The 18224-nt window shown below is 44.9% G+C and carries 16 protein-coding genes; 8 read left to right on the plus strand and 8 right to left on the minus strand.

Annotation, left to right across the window (positions count from 1 at the left end; all coding sequences use genetic code 11):
• Positions 1–30 precede the first annotated feature (30 nt).
• From ABJ384_RS11020 to rplU, 7 genes are all read right to left on the minus strand, one after another.
• A complete protein-coding gene (locus ABJ384_RS11020) occupies positions 31–510 on the minus strand; it encodes a tRNA (cytidine(34)-2'-O)-methyltransferase (protein WP_349927317.1) in 480 nt (159 codons plus the stop codon).
• A gap of 37 nt (positions 511–547) precedes the next feature.
• Positions 548–1924, minus strand: a complete 1377-nt coding sequence (gene cysG, locus ABJ384_RS11025) for a siroheme synthase CysG (RefSeq protein ID WP_349927319.1) — start codon at positions 1922–1924, stop codon at positions 548–550.
• Positions 1925–2014: 90 nt separating this feature from the next.
• Positions 2015–3286 carry a serine--tRNA ligase gene (gene serS / locus ABJ384_RS11030; RefSeq protein ID WP_349927320.1) on the minus strand — a complete coding sequence of 424 codons (1272 nt, stop codon included), beginning with the start codon at positions 3284–3286 and terminating at the stop codon, positions 2015–2017.
• A gap of 121 nt (positions 3287–3407) precedes the next feature.
• Positions 3408–4196, minus strand: coding sequence for an RsiV family protein (locus ABJ384_RS11035; RefSeq protein WP_349927322.1), 789 nt, complete (start codon positions 4194–4196; stop codon positions 3408–3410).
• Positions 4197–4689: 493 nt separating this feature from the next.
• Positions 4690–5388 carry an outer membrane lipoprotein chaperone LolA gene (lolA, locus tag ABJ384_RS11040; RefSeq protein ID WP_200223930.1) on the minus strand — a complete coding sequence of 233 codons (699 nt, stop codon included), beginning with the start codon at positions 5386–5388 and terminating at the stop codon, positions 4690–4692.
• A gap of 218 nt (positions 5389–5606) precedes the next feature.
• Positions 5607–5864 carry a 50S ribosomal protein L27 gene (gene rpmA / locus ABJ384_RS11045; protein ID WP_086196863.1) on the minus strand — a complete coding sequence of 86 codons (258 nt, stop codon included), beginning with the start codon at positions 5862–5864 and terminating at the stop codon, positions 5607–5609.
• 18 nt (positions 5865–5882) lie between these two features.
• Positions 5883–6194: a 50S ribosomal protein L21 gene (rplU, locus tag ABJ384_RS11050; RefSeq protein WP_086196864.1), complete on the minus strand. Its 312-nt coding sequence runs from the start codon at positions 6192–6194 to the stop codon at positions 5883–5885.
• Between the two features lie 436 nt (positions 6195–6630).
• Here rplU and sdsA point away from each other — a divergent pair, with 436 nt between their 5' ends.
• The 8 genes from sdsA to ABJ384_RS11090 all read left to right on the plus strand — a co-directional run bounded on the left by sdsA (position 6631) and on the right by ABJ384_RS11090 (position 17306).
• The gene (sdsA, locus tag ABJ384_RS11055; RefSeq protein ID WP_086196865.1) at positions 6631–7608 is read left to right on the plus strand and encodes an All-trans-nonaprenyl-diphosphate synthase; all 978 of its coding nucleotides are present in this window, start codon (positions 6631–6633) and stop codon (positions 7606–7608) included.
• A 34-nt stretch (positions 7609–7642) separates the two neighbouring features.
• Positions 7643–9697: a site-specific recombinase gene (locus ABJ384_RS11060; protein ID WP_349927325.1), complete on the plus strand. Its 2055-nt coding sequence runs from the start codon at positions 7643–7645 to the stop codon at positions 9695–9697.
• A gap of 147 nt (positions 9698–9844) precedes the next feature.
• Complete coding sequence (locus tag ABJ384_RS11065) at positions 9845–10450, plus strand: phosphatase PAP2 family protein (protein ID WP_349927327.1); 606 nt, start codon at positions 9845–9847, stop codon at positions 10448–10450.
• Between the two features lie 31 nt (positions 10451–10481).
• The gene (locus ABJ384_RS11070) at positions 10482–11750 is read left to right on the plus strand and encodes an efflux RND transporter periplasmic adaptor subunit (protein ID WP_349927329.1); all 1269 of its coding nucleotides are present in this window, start codon (positions 10482–10484) and stop codon (positions 11748–11750) included.
• A 12-nt stretch (positions 11751–11762) separates the two neighbouring features.
• Positions 11763–14945: an efflux RND transporter permease subunit gene (locus ABJ384_RS11075; protein WP_349927331.1), complete on the plus strand. Its 3183-nt coding sequence runs from the start codon at positions 11763–11765 to the stop codon at positions 14943–14945.
• On the plus strand, positions 14945–16405 hold the full coding sequence (adeK, locus tag ABJ384_RS11080) for a multidrug efflux RND transporter AdeIJK outer membrane channel subunit AdeK (RefSeq protein ID WP_349929743.1): 1461 nt from the start codon (positions 14945–14947) through the stop codon (positions 16403–16405). The genes ABJ384_RS11075 and adeK overlap by 1 nt, the downstream gene beginning before the upstream one ends.
• A 106-nt stretch (positions 16406–16511) precedes the next feature.
• Positions 16512–16868 carry a YbjQ family protein gene (locus ABJ384_RS11085; RefSeq protein ID WP_086196870.1) on the plus strand — a complete coding sequence of 119 codons (357 nt, stop codon included), beginning with the start codon at positions 16512–16514 and terminating at the stop codon, positions 16866–16868.
• Positions 16869–16871: 3 nt separating this feature from the next.
• Entirely contained in the window at positions 16872–17306 is a 435-nt protein-coding gene (locus tag ABJ384_RS11090; protein WP_349927333.1) for a heavy metal-binding domain-containing protein, read from the plus strand.
• Between the two features lie 89 nt (positions 17307–17395).
• On the opposite strand, the gene ABJ384_RS11095 is transcribed toward ABJ384_RS11090, so the two are convergent.
• The gene (locus tag ABJ384_RS11095) at positions 17396–18202 is read right to left on the minus strand and encodes an SDR family oxidoreductase (protein WP_349927335.1); all 807 of its coding nucleotides are present in this window, start codon (positions 18200–18202) and stop codon (positions 17396–17398) included.
• Positions 18203–18224: the final 22 nt, after the last annotated feature.

An 18224-nucleotide genomic window follows, 5' to 3' on the forward strand; every position in this document is an offset into this window, starting at 1 on the left:
GCTCAATGCGTCTTTTTTTATGCTCTGAAATTAAACCAGTTCTTTAAAACCTTGCTGACGCCATGCTTCGTACAGAATAACTGCTGTAGCATTAGACAAATTTAAACTACGTGAATTAGCAGCCATGGGTAAACGAATCCACTGTTTTTCCGGAAACATCATACGCACATTTTCAGGCAAACCACGTGTTTCAGGTCCCATCAACAACGCCACTGGACGGTTTAAATTTGAGGTATGCGGAGTTTCAGAACCTTTGGTGGTTAAGGGATAGATGGCATCATTCTCAATTCCCAGTTCTTGTAAATGCGCCATACATTCTGCAAAGTTTTCCCACACTTTCATATGCGCCCACTCATGATAGTCCAGGCCTGCACGTCTGAGCTTTTTATCATCCAGCTCAAAACCCAGAGGTTTTACCAGATGCAACTGCGCACCGGTATTGGCACATAAACGGATGATATTCCCGGTGTTGGCAGGAATTTCAGGCTCGTATAAAACAACGTGGATCACAGGATTTCTCTACTCTTTCAACGCAACAAGGCCTGAATTAACCTTGCCACTGTAATTGTTCGCGCAATTTTACCACTTCACCAATAATGGTCAGGGTTGGCGCTTGAATTTGATGTTCTGACACTTTTGAAGCAATATCGGCCAAGGTTCCAACCACCACTTTCTGTTCCGGGGTAGTCCCTTTGGAAATAAGTGCAACCGGCATGTCTGGACGTTGGCCATGGGCAATCAGCTGGGCACAGATTTTTTCCAGACCCACCAGCCCCATATACAACACCAAGGTCTGGTTTTCATACACCAGCTCACTCCAAGGTAACTCTGGCGAACCTTCTTTTAAATGTCCAGTCAGGAAGCGCACACTTTGCGCATAATCACGATGGGTTAAAGGAATACCGGCATAGGCTGAACAACCTGAAGCCGCGGTAATCCCTGGAACCACCTGAAAAGCCACACCTGCAGCAAACAGTTCCTGAATCTCTTCCCCCCCACGACCAAAAATAAACGGATCACCGCCTTTTAAACGGCAGACACGTTTACCTTTTGCAGCATATTCCACCAAGAGTGCATTAATGCCTTCTTGTGGCACACTATGATTGGAGCGGGCTTTACCCACATAAACCTTTTCCGCATCACGGCGGCACAAGTCCATAATCGCAGGCGATACTAAACGGTCGTAAATAACGACATCTGCCTGCTGCATCAAACGCAATGCTTTTAAGGTCAACAGTTCAGGATCACCCGGTCCTGCGCCCACCAGATAGACTTCACCTTTTGGCGCTTTCCATTCCATTAAGGCTTGTTCAATTAAACGGTCCGCTTCAGCGATATTGTCATTAAACACCTGTTCTTTGAGTGGACTGGCATACAGGTCTTCCCAAAAAATACGGCGTTCATCTGGATTGGCAATTTTGGCTTTTACTGCGGCACGCCATTTTCCAGAAAACTCTGCCAGCTTGCCCATGCCATGCGGAATACTGGCTTCCAGTTGGGTACGAATTTGACGGGATAAAACTGGTGATTTGCCATTGGTGGCAATCGAAACCACCAAAGGAGAACGGTCGATAATAGCAGGCACCATAAAACGGCAATGCGGTAGATCATCCACACTATTCACCAGAATTTTTTCAGCTTCGCAAACTTCGAAAACCTGTATGTTGGTCGCTTTGTCATTGGTAGCCGCAATCACCAACCGGTAAGGGCGTAATGGAATATCTGGACTAAAAGATGCTTGGACATATTGCCCTTGGCTGGCACGAACAATCTCTAGTAAATCAGTTTCGATTTCAGGCGCAATCACATCAATGACTGCCCCTGCTTTTGCCAAAAGTACGGCCTTACGATAGGCAATGCGCCCACCACCGACAATCAGACAAGGTTGCTGTTGCAACTTTAAAGAGATTGGAAAGATATCCACACACTACCTCAATATTTTAAATCTGACTGTCTTAAGCAATTTTCGTGCACAAAACTGTGCTAAGTATTAACTTACCGATCCATCCAAAGATTAATCAATAAATTCTGCACCACCCATATATGGACGAAGTACTTCAGGAATTTCAATTGAACCGTCTACACGCTGGTAGTTTTCCATCACTGCAAGCAAGGTACGGCCAACAGCCAAACCAGAACCGTTCAGGGTATGCACAAATTCGGTTTTCTTCTGGTCTACACGGTAGCGTGCTTTCATACGGCGGGCCTGGAAATCACCCATATTTGAACATGAAGAAATTTCACGGTAGGTATTTTGGCTCGGTACCCAAACTTCAAGGTCATAGGTCTTGGTTGAACCAAAGCCCATATCACCACCACACAGAATAATTTTACGGTATGGCAAACCGAGTGCCTGCAAAATACCTTCAGCATGCCCGGTCAGTTCTTCCAAAGCCTGCATCGAATCTTCAGGTTTTACAATTTGCACCATCTCAACTTTGTCGAACTGGTGTTGACGGATTAAACCACGGGTATCGCGACCATAGGAACCTGCTTCGCTGCGGAAACATGGCGTATGTGCGGCATATTTCAATGGCAAACGTTCAGGATCAATAATTTCGTCACGTACAAAGTTAGTGACTGGTACTTCCGCAGTCGGGATCAGGTAATATTCTTTTTCACCCTGCAATTTGAATAAATCTTCTTCAAATTTAGGCAATTGACCTGTCCCGCGCAATGAATCTGCATTGACCAGATAAGGCACATAGGCTTCAGTATAACCATTTTTCAGGGTATGGGTATCTAGCATGAACTGGGTCAATGCACGTTGTAAACGCGCCAATGGACCTTTTAATACGCTAAAACGCGTACCAGTCAATTTGGTTGCAGTTTCAAACTCCAAACCGCCCATCCATTCACCCAGGTCAGTATGATCTTTGATTTCAAAATCAAATTGACGCGGTGTGCCCCATTTTAAAATTTCAACGTTGTCGTCTTCATCTTTACCCTCAGGTACAGATTCATGCGGCATGTTGGGAATACTTAAAGACTTGGTTTCAATTTCAGTTTGCAATTCAGCAAGTGCAACTTCAGCTGCCTTAATTTCATCACCAATGGCAGCCATACGTGCCATGATTTCAGATGCATCGCCACCAGATTTTTTAATTTGGCCAACTTGTTTAGCACCCGAATTACGCTCTGCTTGTAAAGCTTCAGTTTTCGATTGAAGCTCTTTACGGCGAGCTTCCAGTGAAGCCCACTCTTCGACATTCAGCTGTACACCACGTTTTGCCAAGGCTAAATTTACAGCCTCAATATTATTTCGGATTAATTTCGGGTCGATCATAGCCAATCTTTTGCAAAGAAAAAAACTGGCTATAGTGTAAGCGCTAAACACTAAAAAAGACAGTGATCGAGCGGACAGCTGTGGCTTATTAGAGCAAATTTACCCGAATTAAGTTGAAAAATTAAGACGATGGATACTTAGGTAAAGCTGGCAGATATTCAGCTTTAATCAGTTTAGTGAGTGCCGAATAAGACAAGGTCAGTTCAGTCATGCCTTCTGCATAGGAAGCCAGCTCATACAAGGGATAAACAAAGACAATGCCATTGGCACCATAGTAAAAATTATCACTTAATTTCAGCTTTTCTCTTTCTATACTGTGCTGTTCCAGCCAGATGCTATTTGAATCATATAAAGTATTCAATAATTGCTGTTCTACACCTTTGACCATAATATCTTGCAGTGCCAGACGCTTTTTATTTTTCAAGTCAAAATTGACAAATTCCTGATGATACATGCCATGCGCAGCACCGGATGAATAGGTATAAGTTTGAATGGCAAAGGTTGCCCGGTCATACTGCTGACTGACAAAACGGATATAGGTCGAGCTTTGACTTAAATTGGGACTCGCTCCTTCGGCAGTATTGATCTTTTCATTGGGCGTGGTAGAAAATGCAATCGGATCGGCTTTTTTCACCCGATCGATAAAATAGTCATCCACCCATTTCAAGTTGCTCTTTACCGTCTGAATCTCATACTGGGTACAACCTTCCGCATCACAGGCTTCCGGTTTGCTTAATTTCACAGAAACAACCTTGGCTTGAATTAATGGAATTGTAGAAGAAGCTTCCTGTTTTTCTACCTTAACCTGTTCCTTTTGCGGTGCAGGTCGCTCCTGACAACCCGCCATAACGAGTGCTGCCAAAGAAACCGGAACAGCCCAGAGCCATTGTTGATTCGTGCGTATTTTCATCTTATCTTAACAACCTAGTGCCTTTGATCATGCGGGTTCACTATACAAAGCCAGATCCCTGAATAACATTTAAAATATGTATCTTTAACTCTTTTTAGCCGAATAACGAGGCATTTGTATAAAAAATTGCCTGATTTTAAGATGGCTCAACCCAATTATCGTGAAAACCCTAGGGTACATGCACACCGAGGATAATTCCTGCCTGAGACTGAAGTGTTAAATCTTACACTTTGAGAATCACCACTTTGGAAGATTCTGTATGGAGATGATAGAGATAAGATAAAAGATAGCCCTCGCCTTCTGCGCATCCGCAGATTTTGAAATATTGTGCATTATGATGTTTAGGTCCGAGCTTGAACATATTCTTGTAGGGTGGTGCTGGGTGAATAAAAATTTCCCTCATTTTTAACAGCATATCCAATAAAAAAGCAGCCACACAGGACTGCTTTTCAATTTATGACGAACTCACAATTAAATATTATAAATCAATATATTATTGATCAATAATATCGGTACCTTTTGGTGGTGTAAAATTGAAGGTTGAAGAAGCAATCGATGGATTCAATTTCACATTATTAAAGCGCACATAGGTAGTTTGCCCCAATGAGTCCTGCAAAATCATCAAACTTGGGGCCTTGTTCGCGCCAAAACTAATGGTCAGGCTTTGGAATGCACTGTCTTTCACTTTAGGGTACAAAGTGTAATAGGTCTTGCTTTTATCGGGCTGAGTCACTCGATAAGACTTCATAATCTGACTGGTATTCCCCGACAATAACAATGCTGGAGTATTTGCCACCTGTTCATCCAGGCTTTGACGGACGGCTTGCTGTAAATCAGGATCATAAATCCATACGGTTTTACCGGAAGTCACAATGGTCTGTTTGGATGGACTGGTGGTTTCCCAGAAGAATTTACCCGGACGCGCAACTTTCATCACCCCTTTAAAGGTTTGATTCATGTGTTGTCCAGTCAAGCCTTTTTTCTGCGGGGCTTTACCAGCAGAAGTCGCTTTTGTGGTTTGTTCAAAGTTAGCAGACAATGTGCGAATATTACTTAACTGCTTGACCAGATTGTTGGTTGCTTGCTGCTCCGATGCTGCTACAGGAGCAGCAAAAACAGTTGTACTCATTACCGGTGCAAGCGTTGCAGCACCTAAGGTCATCGCACACAGGGTTTTACGAAGCATTTTCATATCATCACCTTTTTTATTTGCGGTATCGCAATTTTTTCAATGCGTCCATCTTAAACCAATTTTTAATCCTAATAATTGAGAAAATAAGAAGTTTTGTATTGTTATTAATAGCCAATGTAGCTATTTCTACATCATGATGAAGATGGTAACCATTATTTCACCGATTTACAGACATAAAAAAACCCACATCAAATGTGGGTTTTTCGTACCATTAAAACTTATGCAGTTTCAACAGATACATAGCGACGGCCAAATTGACCTTTCACTTCGAATTTGATCACGCCATCAGCGGTAGCAAATAAAGTATGGTCACGGCCCATACCTACGTTTGCACCAGCGTGGAATTCTGTACCACGTTGACGAACAATAATGTTACCCGCAGTCACAGATTGACCACCGTACATTTTAACACCTAGCATTTTAGGGTTCGAGTCACGACCGTTACGTGTCGATCCACCAGCCTTTTTAGTAGCCATGTTTCATAATCCTCGTAATTAGCCTGAAATAGCAGTAATTTTCAACTCGGTAAACCATTGACGGTGACCTTGTTGTTTACGGTAATGTTTACGACGACGCATTTTAACAATACGAATTTTGTCGTGACGACCGTGGCTAACTACTTCAGCAGTTACTGTCGCACCAGCAACAACTGGAGCACCAATTTGAATGCTTTCGCCGTTTACAAGCATTAATACGTCATCAAACGTAATAGTTGTACCAGTTTCAGCTTTCAACAATTCTACTTTAAGGGTTTCACCCTCAACCACACGGTGTTGTTTACCACCGCTTTGGATTACTGCGTACATAATGTACTCCAAACATGCCCGTGTCGTCGTGCCGATAAAGGAATATATCGATCTTAATACGAGCGCCACTGGGGGGATATATAAGGGCAAACATATTAAGTGATAATAAATCAAACAACAAGCCATTTCAGCGTTTTTTTGCACTTTGTCCGCAGTTTATTTTATAAACGATCAAAGCGTATTAAAAAAATGGCTCTTAGCTCTGTATGTAGAGCTAACGTTTTGTCAATGTAATAGATTTTTAAACTCAATTCGCTAATATAAAAACCCGAGTGCCAGTTCCATCACACATCTGGCTGGATAATAATAATGCGGTTAAATTTAAAACCATTTGCCTAGTCAGGTTTTAAACAACTATATTAAGATCTTCGCCTTATATCAGCTATAGTTGTTAAACTATAAATAAGCAATTCAATTTTTAGAGGTTTCTCTTCATATGGCCATCGATTTTAAGCAAGACATTCTCGCTCCTGTTGCTTCAGACTTTGCTGCGATGGACACATTTATCAATGAAGGAATCACTTCAAAAGTTGCCTTGGTGATGGCAGTAAGTAAACACGTGGTTGAAGCAGGCGGCAAACGTATGCGCCCAATCATGTGCCTATTGGCAGCCAAAGCCTGCGGCGCAGAAGATATCGAACGCCAGCGTAAACTGGCAGCGATTATTGAAATGCTGCATACCGCAACGCTGGTGCATGATGATGTAGTGGATGAATCAGGCTTGCGCCGCGGTCGACCTACAGCCAATGCCACATGGAATAACCAGACTGCGGTTCTGGTCGGTGACTTTCTGATTTCCCGTGCTTTCGATTTGCTGGTCGATCTGAATGACATGACCCTGCTGAAAGACTTTTCTACCGGTACCTGTGAAATTGCCGAAGGTGAAGTGTTGCAACTGCAAGCACAGCATCAGCCTGAAACCACCGAAAAGACTTATCTCGACATTATTCATGGTAAAACTTCGCGCCTATTTGAACTGGCCACTGAAGGTGCTGCCATTTTATCGGGCACGCCACAATACCGTGAACCCCTGCGCGTCTTTGCCGGTCACTTTGGCAATGCCTTTCAGATTATTGATGATATTTTAGACTATACTTCAGATGCCGAAACATTAGGTAAAAATATTGGTGATGATTTAATGGAAGGTAAACCGACTTTGCCATTAATCTCTGCCTTGCAAAAAACCACCGATGAAGAACATGAAATTGTTCGTCGTAGTATTGCCACCGGCGGTCTTAACCAACTGGAACGGGTGATCGAGATTGTGCAAAGCTGTGGTGCTTTGGATTATTGCCGCCAACGTGCCACTGAAGAAACACAATTTGCACTGAACGCATTAGATGCACTTCCTGAGAGTGAATATCGCCAGGCACTGATTAATTTGGCGCAGCTTGCCCTCAACCGGATTCAATAACGGGATTTGAAAAATATAGTTTTAACCCTCGCCTATGCATATAAATTTTAATGATCTATTTTTAAAAATGCAGGAGCAGCTTGAATCCAGTCAGGCTGTTCTTGATGATTCACTGCTGATTGAGCTGGTGAACCGGATTCGCCCAGATGACGCCACCGATCTTGACGAAATTAACCATAAATTCCAGGCTTTTATCCAGGCACTGCTGCTTACACCCCATGCAGTTACTACCTTTCAGAATTTTATCTTAAAACTCATTAACCAGTACAAGCAAACCAGTTTATATGCCGATACTGGCATTTTGTCTTTGGATGGTTTCTGGAATCAGCTCGCTCAGCGGCTGGGTGCGCATTTTCTTCCCCTGATTAATGATCAAAGCCAACTGCAAGATTTGGTGCGGCGTGTTTTTTATCAGCGTAGTGACAAATACTGGCTGGATAGCATTGTCGATGCAGACTGGCAAAAACTCTTTGCTTTGATCAATCAGGGTCACAGCAATCAGCAAGACAAGCTTAAAATTAAAAGCGAGCTGATCAAGGCCATTACCGTTTTATCTTACCGGATTAGTGGCATTGGGCTGTATCCGGAATTTATTAACGCCCATCCGGAACTTACCGAATATGAATCACCTTTCCTGGTACAAAACCGGGAAATCAATGAATTTATCCAGCATTACAAGGCACTGCATCAAAACACCGATCCGATGGCCTTAATTGTTCCTCCAGACGCATCTCAAGCTTTAGTCATGATTGAGCAATGTCGGGATGTGGTATTAAAAATTCGTCGTGCCACCAAAAGAATTGGAGTGAGTTTAAGCCTGACCTATCTGCTGTCATTACTGGAACAATGTCTGGACCGTATTGAACTGTTACTTAATCTGATTATGGATGAAGACCAGCTTCGCTATGAATCTTTAGGCTTGTTGCTGGTCGATATCACCCATGCCATTTATAGCGAGCGCAGTGTGCGGTCACTTTTAGCCGCCAATAGCGAACTGATTGCATTACAGGTCACCGAGAATGCCAGTAAAACCGGTGAACACTATGTAAGTACCGACAAGCAAGGTTTCTGGTCGATGTATAAATCTGCTGCGGGTGCCGGTGTCATTATTGCCACCATGGCCAGCTTGAAAATATTGGCTGCGCGAATAGCCATGGCACCCATCATGCAGGCCTTGGTCTTTAGCATGAATTATTCGTTCGGGTTTATGCTGATTCATGTCTTGCATTTTACCGTTGCCACCAAACAGCCCGCCATGACTGCCGCAGCACTTGCAGCAACGGTACAACAGACCAAAGGCTCTAAAACCACACAGATTGCTGAACTTGCCGCACTGATCATTAACATCATCCGCACCCAGTTCATTGCTATTCTAGGTAATATTTCCATTGCCATTCCTACTGCAGCCGTCATCACCCTGCTCTGGCAGTACGGCATGGATGAACCGCTTTTAACTCATGTCAAAGCCACCAAAACCTTACATTCCCTCAATCCATTTACCTCACTGGCCATTCCTCATGCAGCGATTGCCGGGGTGTGTCTATTCTTTTCAGGACTGATTGCCGGCTATTTTGACAACATGGCGGTGTACCGTAAGGTGGGTCCACGTTTACAGGCCCATGCAAACTTAAAACAGTTATTGGGGCAAGAACGCCTGAATAAATTTGCCACCTATATAGAACGCAATTTAGGCGCATTAGCGGGGAACTTCCTGTTCGGAATCATGCTTGGCAGTATGGGTACCATCGGTTTTATTTTAGGGCTACCTCTGGATATTCGCCACATTGCCTTTGCTTCAGCCAACTTTATTCAGGGTTTGATCTGTATTAATGGCAGCCCTGAAATTGGCTTGATTATTGTGTCATTTTTAGGTGTATTGTTAATTGGTTTGACCAACCTGTTTGTGAGTTTTACTTTAACGATTATTGTCGCGTTACGTGCTCGCCGCGTTCGCTTTGAACAATGGAAGCCGTTGGCCAAGCTGGTACTCACCCACTTCCTGACCCGCCCCAGTGACTTTTTTTGGCCGCCAAAAACTCCATTAGAAGTAGATGAATTTTCAACACCGCAAAAATCGACACTCAAGTAATTTGCTATTTTTGTTTTACTTCATGTTAAAAAATCGGTAAAAAGAAAAGCATAATTTACACATACTTGAAATAAAGTGTACTGATGAGTACACTTTAACCATTCATTAGTCATGCTTCAATCGACTAAGATAACAAAGGTTGCTTACATGCCTTATCTGTTGCTTGGTGTAGGATTTTTCTTATTTATTTTCAGCATATTAATGTTGGTTACGCCATTCTTGAATCACTTCGACTGGGTGATGATTGAATGGCTGAGCCAGCATCGTAGCGTGCCACTGAATAGAATATTCATCACACTTTCGACTATAGGCGGTATGCCATTTGTGTTATTTTTAACCACAGTCTGGTGTTTACAGCAGGCATGGTATAAAAAATTTACAAATGTTGTTTTTATTGGCATGGGGCTGATCGGAAGTACTGCCACAGTTTGGCTACTTAAATATGTAATTTCAAGACCTCGCCCACCCGAAATGTATCATCTGGTTGCAAGCTATGGTGCTGCATTTCCCAGTGCGCATAGCCTTTATGCCGCAACTTTGGGTTGTCTTGCAATTTATCTCAGTCAAAAACATCCCCGGCACATACTGGTTTGTATATGTGCTTTTATCTGGCTGTTTGTTATGGGAATTTCCAGGGTTTATCTGGGCGTGCATTTCCCCTCTGATGTCTTGGCGGGTTGGAGCATAAGTTTTATTTGGATCACACTACTTTATCTGCTGTATGCCAAATTAAGTAGAGAAAAAAGAAATTAGTTTTAGAGAAGAATCTAATCGAGGTGGAACAATGATGTCTGCAAAGCTATGGGCACCCGCCCTTACCGCTTGCGCATTAGCAACAAGTATTGCACTTGTTGGTTGTAGCAAAGATCCCAAGGATGCGCAGCAAGCTGCAGCAGCCCAAAAAATGCCACCGGCTGAAGTCGGTGTCATTGTTGCTCAACCCCAAAGCGTAGAGCAATCAGTAGAACTTTCTGGCCGTATGACGGCATTTGAAATTTCTGAAGTCCGTCCACAAACCAGTGGTGTCATTCTTAAACGTCTGTTTACTGAAGGAAGTTATGTCCGTCAAGGACAGGCACTGTATGAAATTGACTCGCGAACCAACCGTGAAACTGTCGCCAGTGCACGTGCTGCGCTCAACCGTCAGCAGGCCAACTTAAACCTATTACGCGTGAAAGAAGGACGTTACCGTCAACTTGTCGGCACCAATGCCATTTCAAAACAAGAATATGATGATATTGCTGCACAAGTAAAACTGGCTGAAGCGGATGTCGCGGCAACCCAGGCTGAACTTAAAAATGCAGAAATCAACCTCGGTTATTCTACCGTTCGTTCACCTATTTCAGGTCAAACCAACCGTTCAAGCGTCACTGTAGGTGCCCTGGTTACCGCAAGCCAGGAAGCACCTTTAGTGACAGTGCAACGCCTGGATCCGATTTATGTCGACATTAATCAGTCGAGTGCCGAGCTGCTGCGTTTACGTCAACAGTTGAGCCAAGGCAATTTGGGTAGCAGCAACAATACTAAAGTGAAGCTTAAGCTTGAAGATGGTAGCTATTACCCGATTGAAGGTCGTCTTGCATTTTCCGATGCCAGTGTGAATCCGGAAACCGGTACGGTAACGCTGCGTGCTGTGTTCCAGAACCCGAACCATTTACTGCTTCCAGGCATGTATGCAACGGCTCAAATTGTGCAAGGTGTTATTCCGAATGCCATGCTGATTCCTCAGGCAGCGATTACCCGTACCCCAACAGGTCAGGCGATTGCCATGATCGTGAATGCCAAAGGTGCGGTTGAAACACGTCCGGTTGAAACTGCCGGTGTGCAAGGCAAAGACTGGATTGTGACCAAAGGCTTGCAAACGGGTGAAAAAGTCATTGTTGATGGTATTGCCAAGGTGAAAGAAGGTGCAACCGTGGTTGCCAAACCTTACCAGCCTCAAGCTGCGGCACCTCAGGGTGCAGGTCAGCCTGCGGCAGATGCAAATAAAGCAGGCCAACCTGCTGGCCAAGCACAACCTAAAACTGAACAAAAAGCTACTTCAAATGCATAAGGGGTAGACTGAATGGCTCACTTTTTTATTCATCGCCCGATTTTTGCCTGGGTGATTGCATTGGTGATTATGCTGGCGGGTATTTTAACCCTCAGCAAAATGCCCATTGCACAATATCCGACCATTGCACCGCCAACGGTAACCATTGCTGCGACCTATCCAGGTGCATCTGCTGAAACTGTAGAAAATACAGTGACCCAGATTATTGAACAGCAAATGAACGGTCTGGATGGCTTACGCTATATTTCGTCCAACAGTGCCGGTAACGGTCAGGCATCTATTGCCTTGAACTTTGAACAAGGCATTGATCCTGATATTGCACAAGTTCAGGTGCAAAACAAATTACAGTCCGCAACTGCCCTTCTGCCTGAAGATGTACAGCGTCAGGGCCTCAAGGTGACCAAATCGGGTGCCAGCTTCCTGCAGGTAGTTGCATTCTACTCGCCAGATGGTTCACTCTCTGATGCAGACATCAAAGACTACGTCAACTCCAATATATCTGAACCGCTAAGCCGTGTAGCTGGTGTAGGTGAAGTGCAGGTCTTTGGTGGTTCTTATGCCATGCGTATCTGGCTCGACCCAGCAAAACTCAGCAGTTACCAGCTGACCCCAAGTGATGTTGTGACTGCACTGCGCACCCAGAACGCACAGGTTGCAGTAGGTCAACTCGGTGGTGCGCCTGCTGTTGAAGGCCAGGTACTGAATGCCACTGTAAATGCACAAAGCCTGTTGCAAACACCTGAACAGTTCCGTGCCATTTTCTTGAAAAATGCCGGTTCTGGTGCAAAAGTGACTGTGGGTGATGTGGCTAAAGTTGAATTAGGCTCTGACACCTATCAGTTCCGGTCTAAATTCAACGGTAAGCCTGCTGGCGGTGTAGCAATTAAACTGGCTACCGGTGCAAACGCACTCGACACGGCAACTGCGGTAGAAGAGCGCTTGCAACAACTGCGCAAAAACTATCCAAGCGGTTTGAAAGACCAGTTGGCATTTGATACCACGCCGTTTATCAAACTTTCGATTGAAAGTGTGGTTCATACCTTAATTGAAGCGATTGTGCTGGTATTCCTGGTGATGTTCCTGTTCTTGCAGAACTGGCGAGCAACGCTGATTCCAACCATGGCCGTGCCTGTAGTGGTGTTGGGTACTTTTGCCATCATCAACCTGTTTGGCTTCTCGATTAACACCCTCACCATGTTTGCCATGGTCCTTGCGATTGGTTTGCTGGTGGATGATGCGATTGTTGTGGTCGAGAACGTAGAACGAGTGATGCAGGAAGAACATCTCGATCCGGTTACGGCGACTGAAAAGTCTATGCAACAGATTTCGGGTGCCCTGATCGGTATTACGACGGTATTAACCGCAGTATTTGTACCCATGGCATTCTTCAGTGGTACGACCGGTGTAATTTATCGCCAGTTCTCGATCACACTTGTGACCGCGATGATTTTATCCCTGGCCATTGCCCTGACCTTCACTCCTGCGCTTTGTGCAACCTTGCTGAAACAGCATGATAAAGACAAGCCAGAAAGCAATGGTGTGTTTGCGCGCTTTTTCCGCTGGTTTAACCATGGCTTTGACCGCTTATCAGTCGGTTACCAGAAATGGGTAGGCAAACTGCTGATTCATAAAATCATTGCGGGTGCCATTTATGCCGTGGTCATCGCTGGTTTGCTGTTCATGTTCAAGAACCTGCCAAGTTCATTCCTACCGAATGAAGACCAGGGTGTAGTAATGACGCTGGTTCAGCTTCCACCGAATGCCACACTTGATCGTACCGAAAAAGTGATTGATCAAATGAATGGTTTCTTTATGGAAGGTGAAAAGGCCAATGTCGATTCTGTCTTCAGCGTTGCGGGCTTCTCATTCACGGGTATCGGTCAGAATGCCGGTTTAGCCTTCATTAAGTTAAAAGACTGGAGTGAGCGTACAACACCTGAATCTCAAATCGGTGCCATCATCCAGCGTGGTATGGCCCTGAACGTGATTGCCAAAGATGCCTCTTACGTGATGCCGTTGCAGCTTCCTGCAATGCCGGAACTGGGTGTTTCTGCCGGCTTTAACTTGCAGTTGAAAGATGCTGCAGGTAGTGGTCATGAAAAACTGATTACTGCCCGTAACATGATTCTGGGTATGGCTGCGCAAGACAAACGTCTTGTCGGTGTGCGTCCGAACGGCCAGGAAGATACGCCGCAATACAAAATTTATGTCGATAATGAAAAAGCCAGCGCTATGGGCGTCAGTATTTCTGAAATCAACAGCACCATGAGTATTGCCTGGGGTGGTTCATACATTAATGACTTTATTGACCGCGGTCGCGTGAAAAAAGTCTATGTTCAGGCCGTACCCGATGCGCGTATGATGCCGGAAGATTTAAACAAGTGGTACGTACGTAACAACCTGGGACAAATGGTGCCGTTCTCTGCCTTTGCAACCGGTGAATGGACCTATGGTTCGCCACGTCTTGAACGTTATAACGGTATTGCATCGGTGAATATTCAGGGTACTCCTGCACCGGGCGTCAGCTCTGGTGATGCAATGCTCGCCATGGAAGAAATCATTGCCAAACTGCCACAAATGGGCATGAGCGGTTTTGACTATGAATGGACAGGCTTATCTTTAGAAGAGCGTGAAGCAGGTTCACAAACTGCGGGTCTATACGGGCTTTCTATGTTAATCGTGTTCCTGTGTCTTGCTGCATTGTATGAAAGCTGGTCTATTCCATTCTCGGTACTGTTGGTGATTCCTTTAGGTATCGTCGGTGCAATTGGCTTAACGTTCCTCGGCATGATCGTACTGAAAGATCCAAACTTGTCGAATAACATTTACTTCCAGGTCGCAATTATCGCCGTCATTGGTTTGGCCGCGAAGAATGCGATCCTGATTGTAGAATTTGCCAAGGAACTGCAGGAAGATAAAGGCGAGCCTTTGCTTGAAGCTACGCTTCATGCAGCGAAAATGCGTTTACGTCCAATCATCATGACCACCCTGGCCTTCGGTTTTGGTGTACTTCCGCTTGCCCTGGCTGCAGGTGCGGGTGCAGGTAGCCAACATTCAGTCGGATATGGTGTACTGGGTGGCGTAATCAGTTCGACTTTATTGGGTATCTTCTTTATTCCGGTGTTCTACGTCTGGATTCGAAGTATCTTTAAATACAAACCTAAAAACCAAAATAATCAGGAGCAAGCATCGTGATGCAAAAGGTATGGTCTATTTCAGGTCGTAGCATTGCGGTATCTGCACTTGCGCTTGCTTTGACAGCCTGTCAAAGCATGCGTGGCCCAGAGCCCGTAGCTCAAGCAAATATTCCGGAACAAGGTTATTTAACCGCAAGTTCTGGACCTTCAATTGCTGAACAAGGTTATAAAGACTTTTTTGCCGATCCACGCTTGCTTCAAGTGCTTGATCTGGCATTGGCCAATAACCGTGATTTGCGTACTTCAACGTTGAACATTCAGCGTGCGCAGCAACAGTACCAGATTACCCAGAACAACCAGCTGCCAACCATTGGTGCCAGTGGCAGTGTACTTCGTCAGGACACAATGAACACCAAGGGTGCGATGACCAGCTACAATGTCGGCTTAGGTGTGACTGCCTATGAGCTGGATTTTTGGGGCCGCGTGCGCAGCTTGAAAGACAATGCTTTAGATACGTATTTAGCGACTTCAAGTGCGCGTGATGCGACTCAAATTGCATTGATAGGTCAGGTTGCACAAGCCTGGTTAAATTATTCGTTTGCCAATGCCAATTTAAAACTTGCCGAGCAAACGCTGAAAGCCCAGCTTGAGTCTTATAACCTCAATAAAAAACGTTTCGATGTCGGTATCGACAGTGAAGTTCCTGTGCGTCAGGCACAAATTTCTGTAGAAACGGCCCGTAACGATGTTGCCAATTACAAGACCCAAATTGCGCAAGCACAAAACCTGCTTAATTTGCTGGTTGGTCAGGCGGTTCCTGCAAACCTGTTGCCAAATCAACGTGTCACACGTATTACCAGCAGCAATGTTTTAACTGCTGGCTTAACAAGTGACTTGTTAAATAACCGTCCTGACATTCGTGCTGCGGAATATAAACTTTCTGCAGCGGGTGCCAATATTGGTGCAGCTAAAGCACGCATGTTCCCGACCATCAGTCTGACCGGCAACGCAGGCTATGCCTCAACCAGCTTGAGCGACCTGTTTAAATCAGGTGGCTTTGTCTGGTCAGTGGGTCCAAGTATCGACCTGCCAATCTTCGATTGGGGCACACGTAAAGCCAACATCAAGATTTCAGAAACAGATCAGCAAATTGCCTTATCTGATTATGAAAAATCCATTCAGTCCGCTTTCCGCGAAGTGAATGATGCCTTGGCCGTGCGTCAAAATATTGGTGACCGTTTGGCAGCACAGCGCCGTCTGGTGGATGCAACCAATACCACTTACCGATTGTCAAATGCCCGCTTCCGTGCCGGTATTGACAGCTACCTGACGGTACTGGATGCACAACGTGCATCATATGCAGCTGAACAAGGTTTATTGTTGCTTGAACAAGCCAACATGAATAACCAGGTTGAATTGTATAAGACCCTGGGTGGCGGTATTAAAGCCAACACCGGTGATGCCGTTCAACAGGCACCTTCTTCGGCTGAACGCAAAGCGGCAAACAGCGCTCAGTAATGTTCAAATATGATAAAAAAGCCTGCGCCATGCAGGCTTTTTTATTGCTTTTTTAAACATGATTTCCTATCTTCAATAGATCCCATTTCATTTGAATATCAAAAAAATGCTGCTGAGTAATTTAGAAACCGTTCCAGGTCATACCATTAGCCGACAAATTGATGTGGTCTATGGCAGCACTGTACGTAGTAAACATGTAGGACGGGACCTGCTGGCAGGCTTAAAAAATATTGTTGGTGGTGAACTGACGGCCTATACCGAACTGCTGGAAGAGTCGCGTCAGGAAGCCATGAACCGCATGATTGCAAAAGCCCAATCCATGGGTGCAAATGCCGTGGTTGGCATCCGTTTTTCAACCTCCAATATTACCCAAGGTGCTTCGGAACTTTTTGTGTATGGCACAGCAGTTGTGGTGGAGCCAAACATTCCCAAACTTCCCGATCCATTTCAAGCGCAGGTCTAAGTGATGGATGGCCTGATTCTTCAAATTGCTGTTTTTGCCATTTTATTTGCACTCGGTTTTGGTTTTGGCAGATACAATGAACGCAAGCACCTGGATTCACTGGCGGAAAATGAACAGCGTTTGGCCTATATCACTTTGGATAATAGCCGTTTTAAAACATCTTCATATCCGGGGCAACTGGTGAGCAGCAATGTAGTCATCTCGCATGATTACTTTAAATATGTGATTGCCAATATCCAGAACTTTTTCGGTGGTCACCTGACCAGTTATGAAAGTGTGGTGGAACGTGCCCGCCGTGAAGCGATTGTCCGCTTGAAACTGGAAGCCGAAAAAATCGGTGCAACCCGGATTATGGGCTTACGCCTCAGTACCACCGAGCTGGGCATGCAAGGTGGGATGGTTGAAGTCTTTGCTTATGGGACGGCGATTCGGGGTTAAGTAAATTAAATAAGGTTTGAATCCCCCTAAATCCCCCTTTTGCAAAGGGGGATTTAAAGCTTCTTCTTTTAAAATAGAAGGAGCTTTAATTATTTCACCTTAGCCTTACGGATCATTTTATACAGTGTGCTTGGCGATAGGCGTGACATCCATACCCCCAGTTTTTCTTTAGTCCCCCCCACTACAATGTATTCTTCACCGTTCAGCAAAGCACTCAGCACGGTTTTGGCAAACGCTTCTGGCTCCAGACCATTTTCAATCGCTTCATCCTGATGCCCCTGCGGTTTACCTTCTCCATTTAAGGCGTTGAAAGACACATTGGTTTTGACAAAACCCGGAAACACCACACTGACATGAACACCCTCTTGTGCCACCTCTGCGCGCAAGCTATTGGCCCACATGTGAATCGCCGCTTTTGCCGCCGAATAGCTGGCACGGTACTGAGTCCCCAATAAACCTGCCACGCTAGAAACGAAGATAATCCGGCCCGACTTTTGTTGCAGGAAAGTCGGTAAAACCGTTTTGGTCAGAAAAACTTGCGAAAAATAATCCACTTCCATAATGGCGCGTTCAGTTTGCATGGTGGTGTCGGCAATCAGGGCACGCTGGCTTAAACCGGCATTATTGATTAACCAGTCGATACGCCCTTTCTGACTTAGCACCTGTTCATAGGCATGACGCACCTGATTTTCATCGGTAATATCGGCACTGACACAAATATGCTGATCAGGATGAGGTAAGTTTAAACGGACGTTTTCCAGTTCATCGATACGGCGTGCGGTCAGTACCACCTGTGCACCCTGCAAAGCACACTCCTGAGCAAGAGCCTTGCCTAAACCTGAAGATGCACCGGTAATCCATACCACTTTGTTGTTTAAACTGTCCTGCTGCGCCATGTTATGCTTCCTGTTTTAAATT

Source organism: Acinetobacter sp. A1-4-2 (assembly GCF_040233925.1).
Taxonomy (GTDB): Bacteria; Pseudomonadota; Gammaproteobacteria; order Pseudomonadales; family Moraxellaceae; genus Acinetobacter.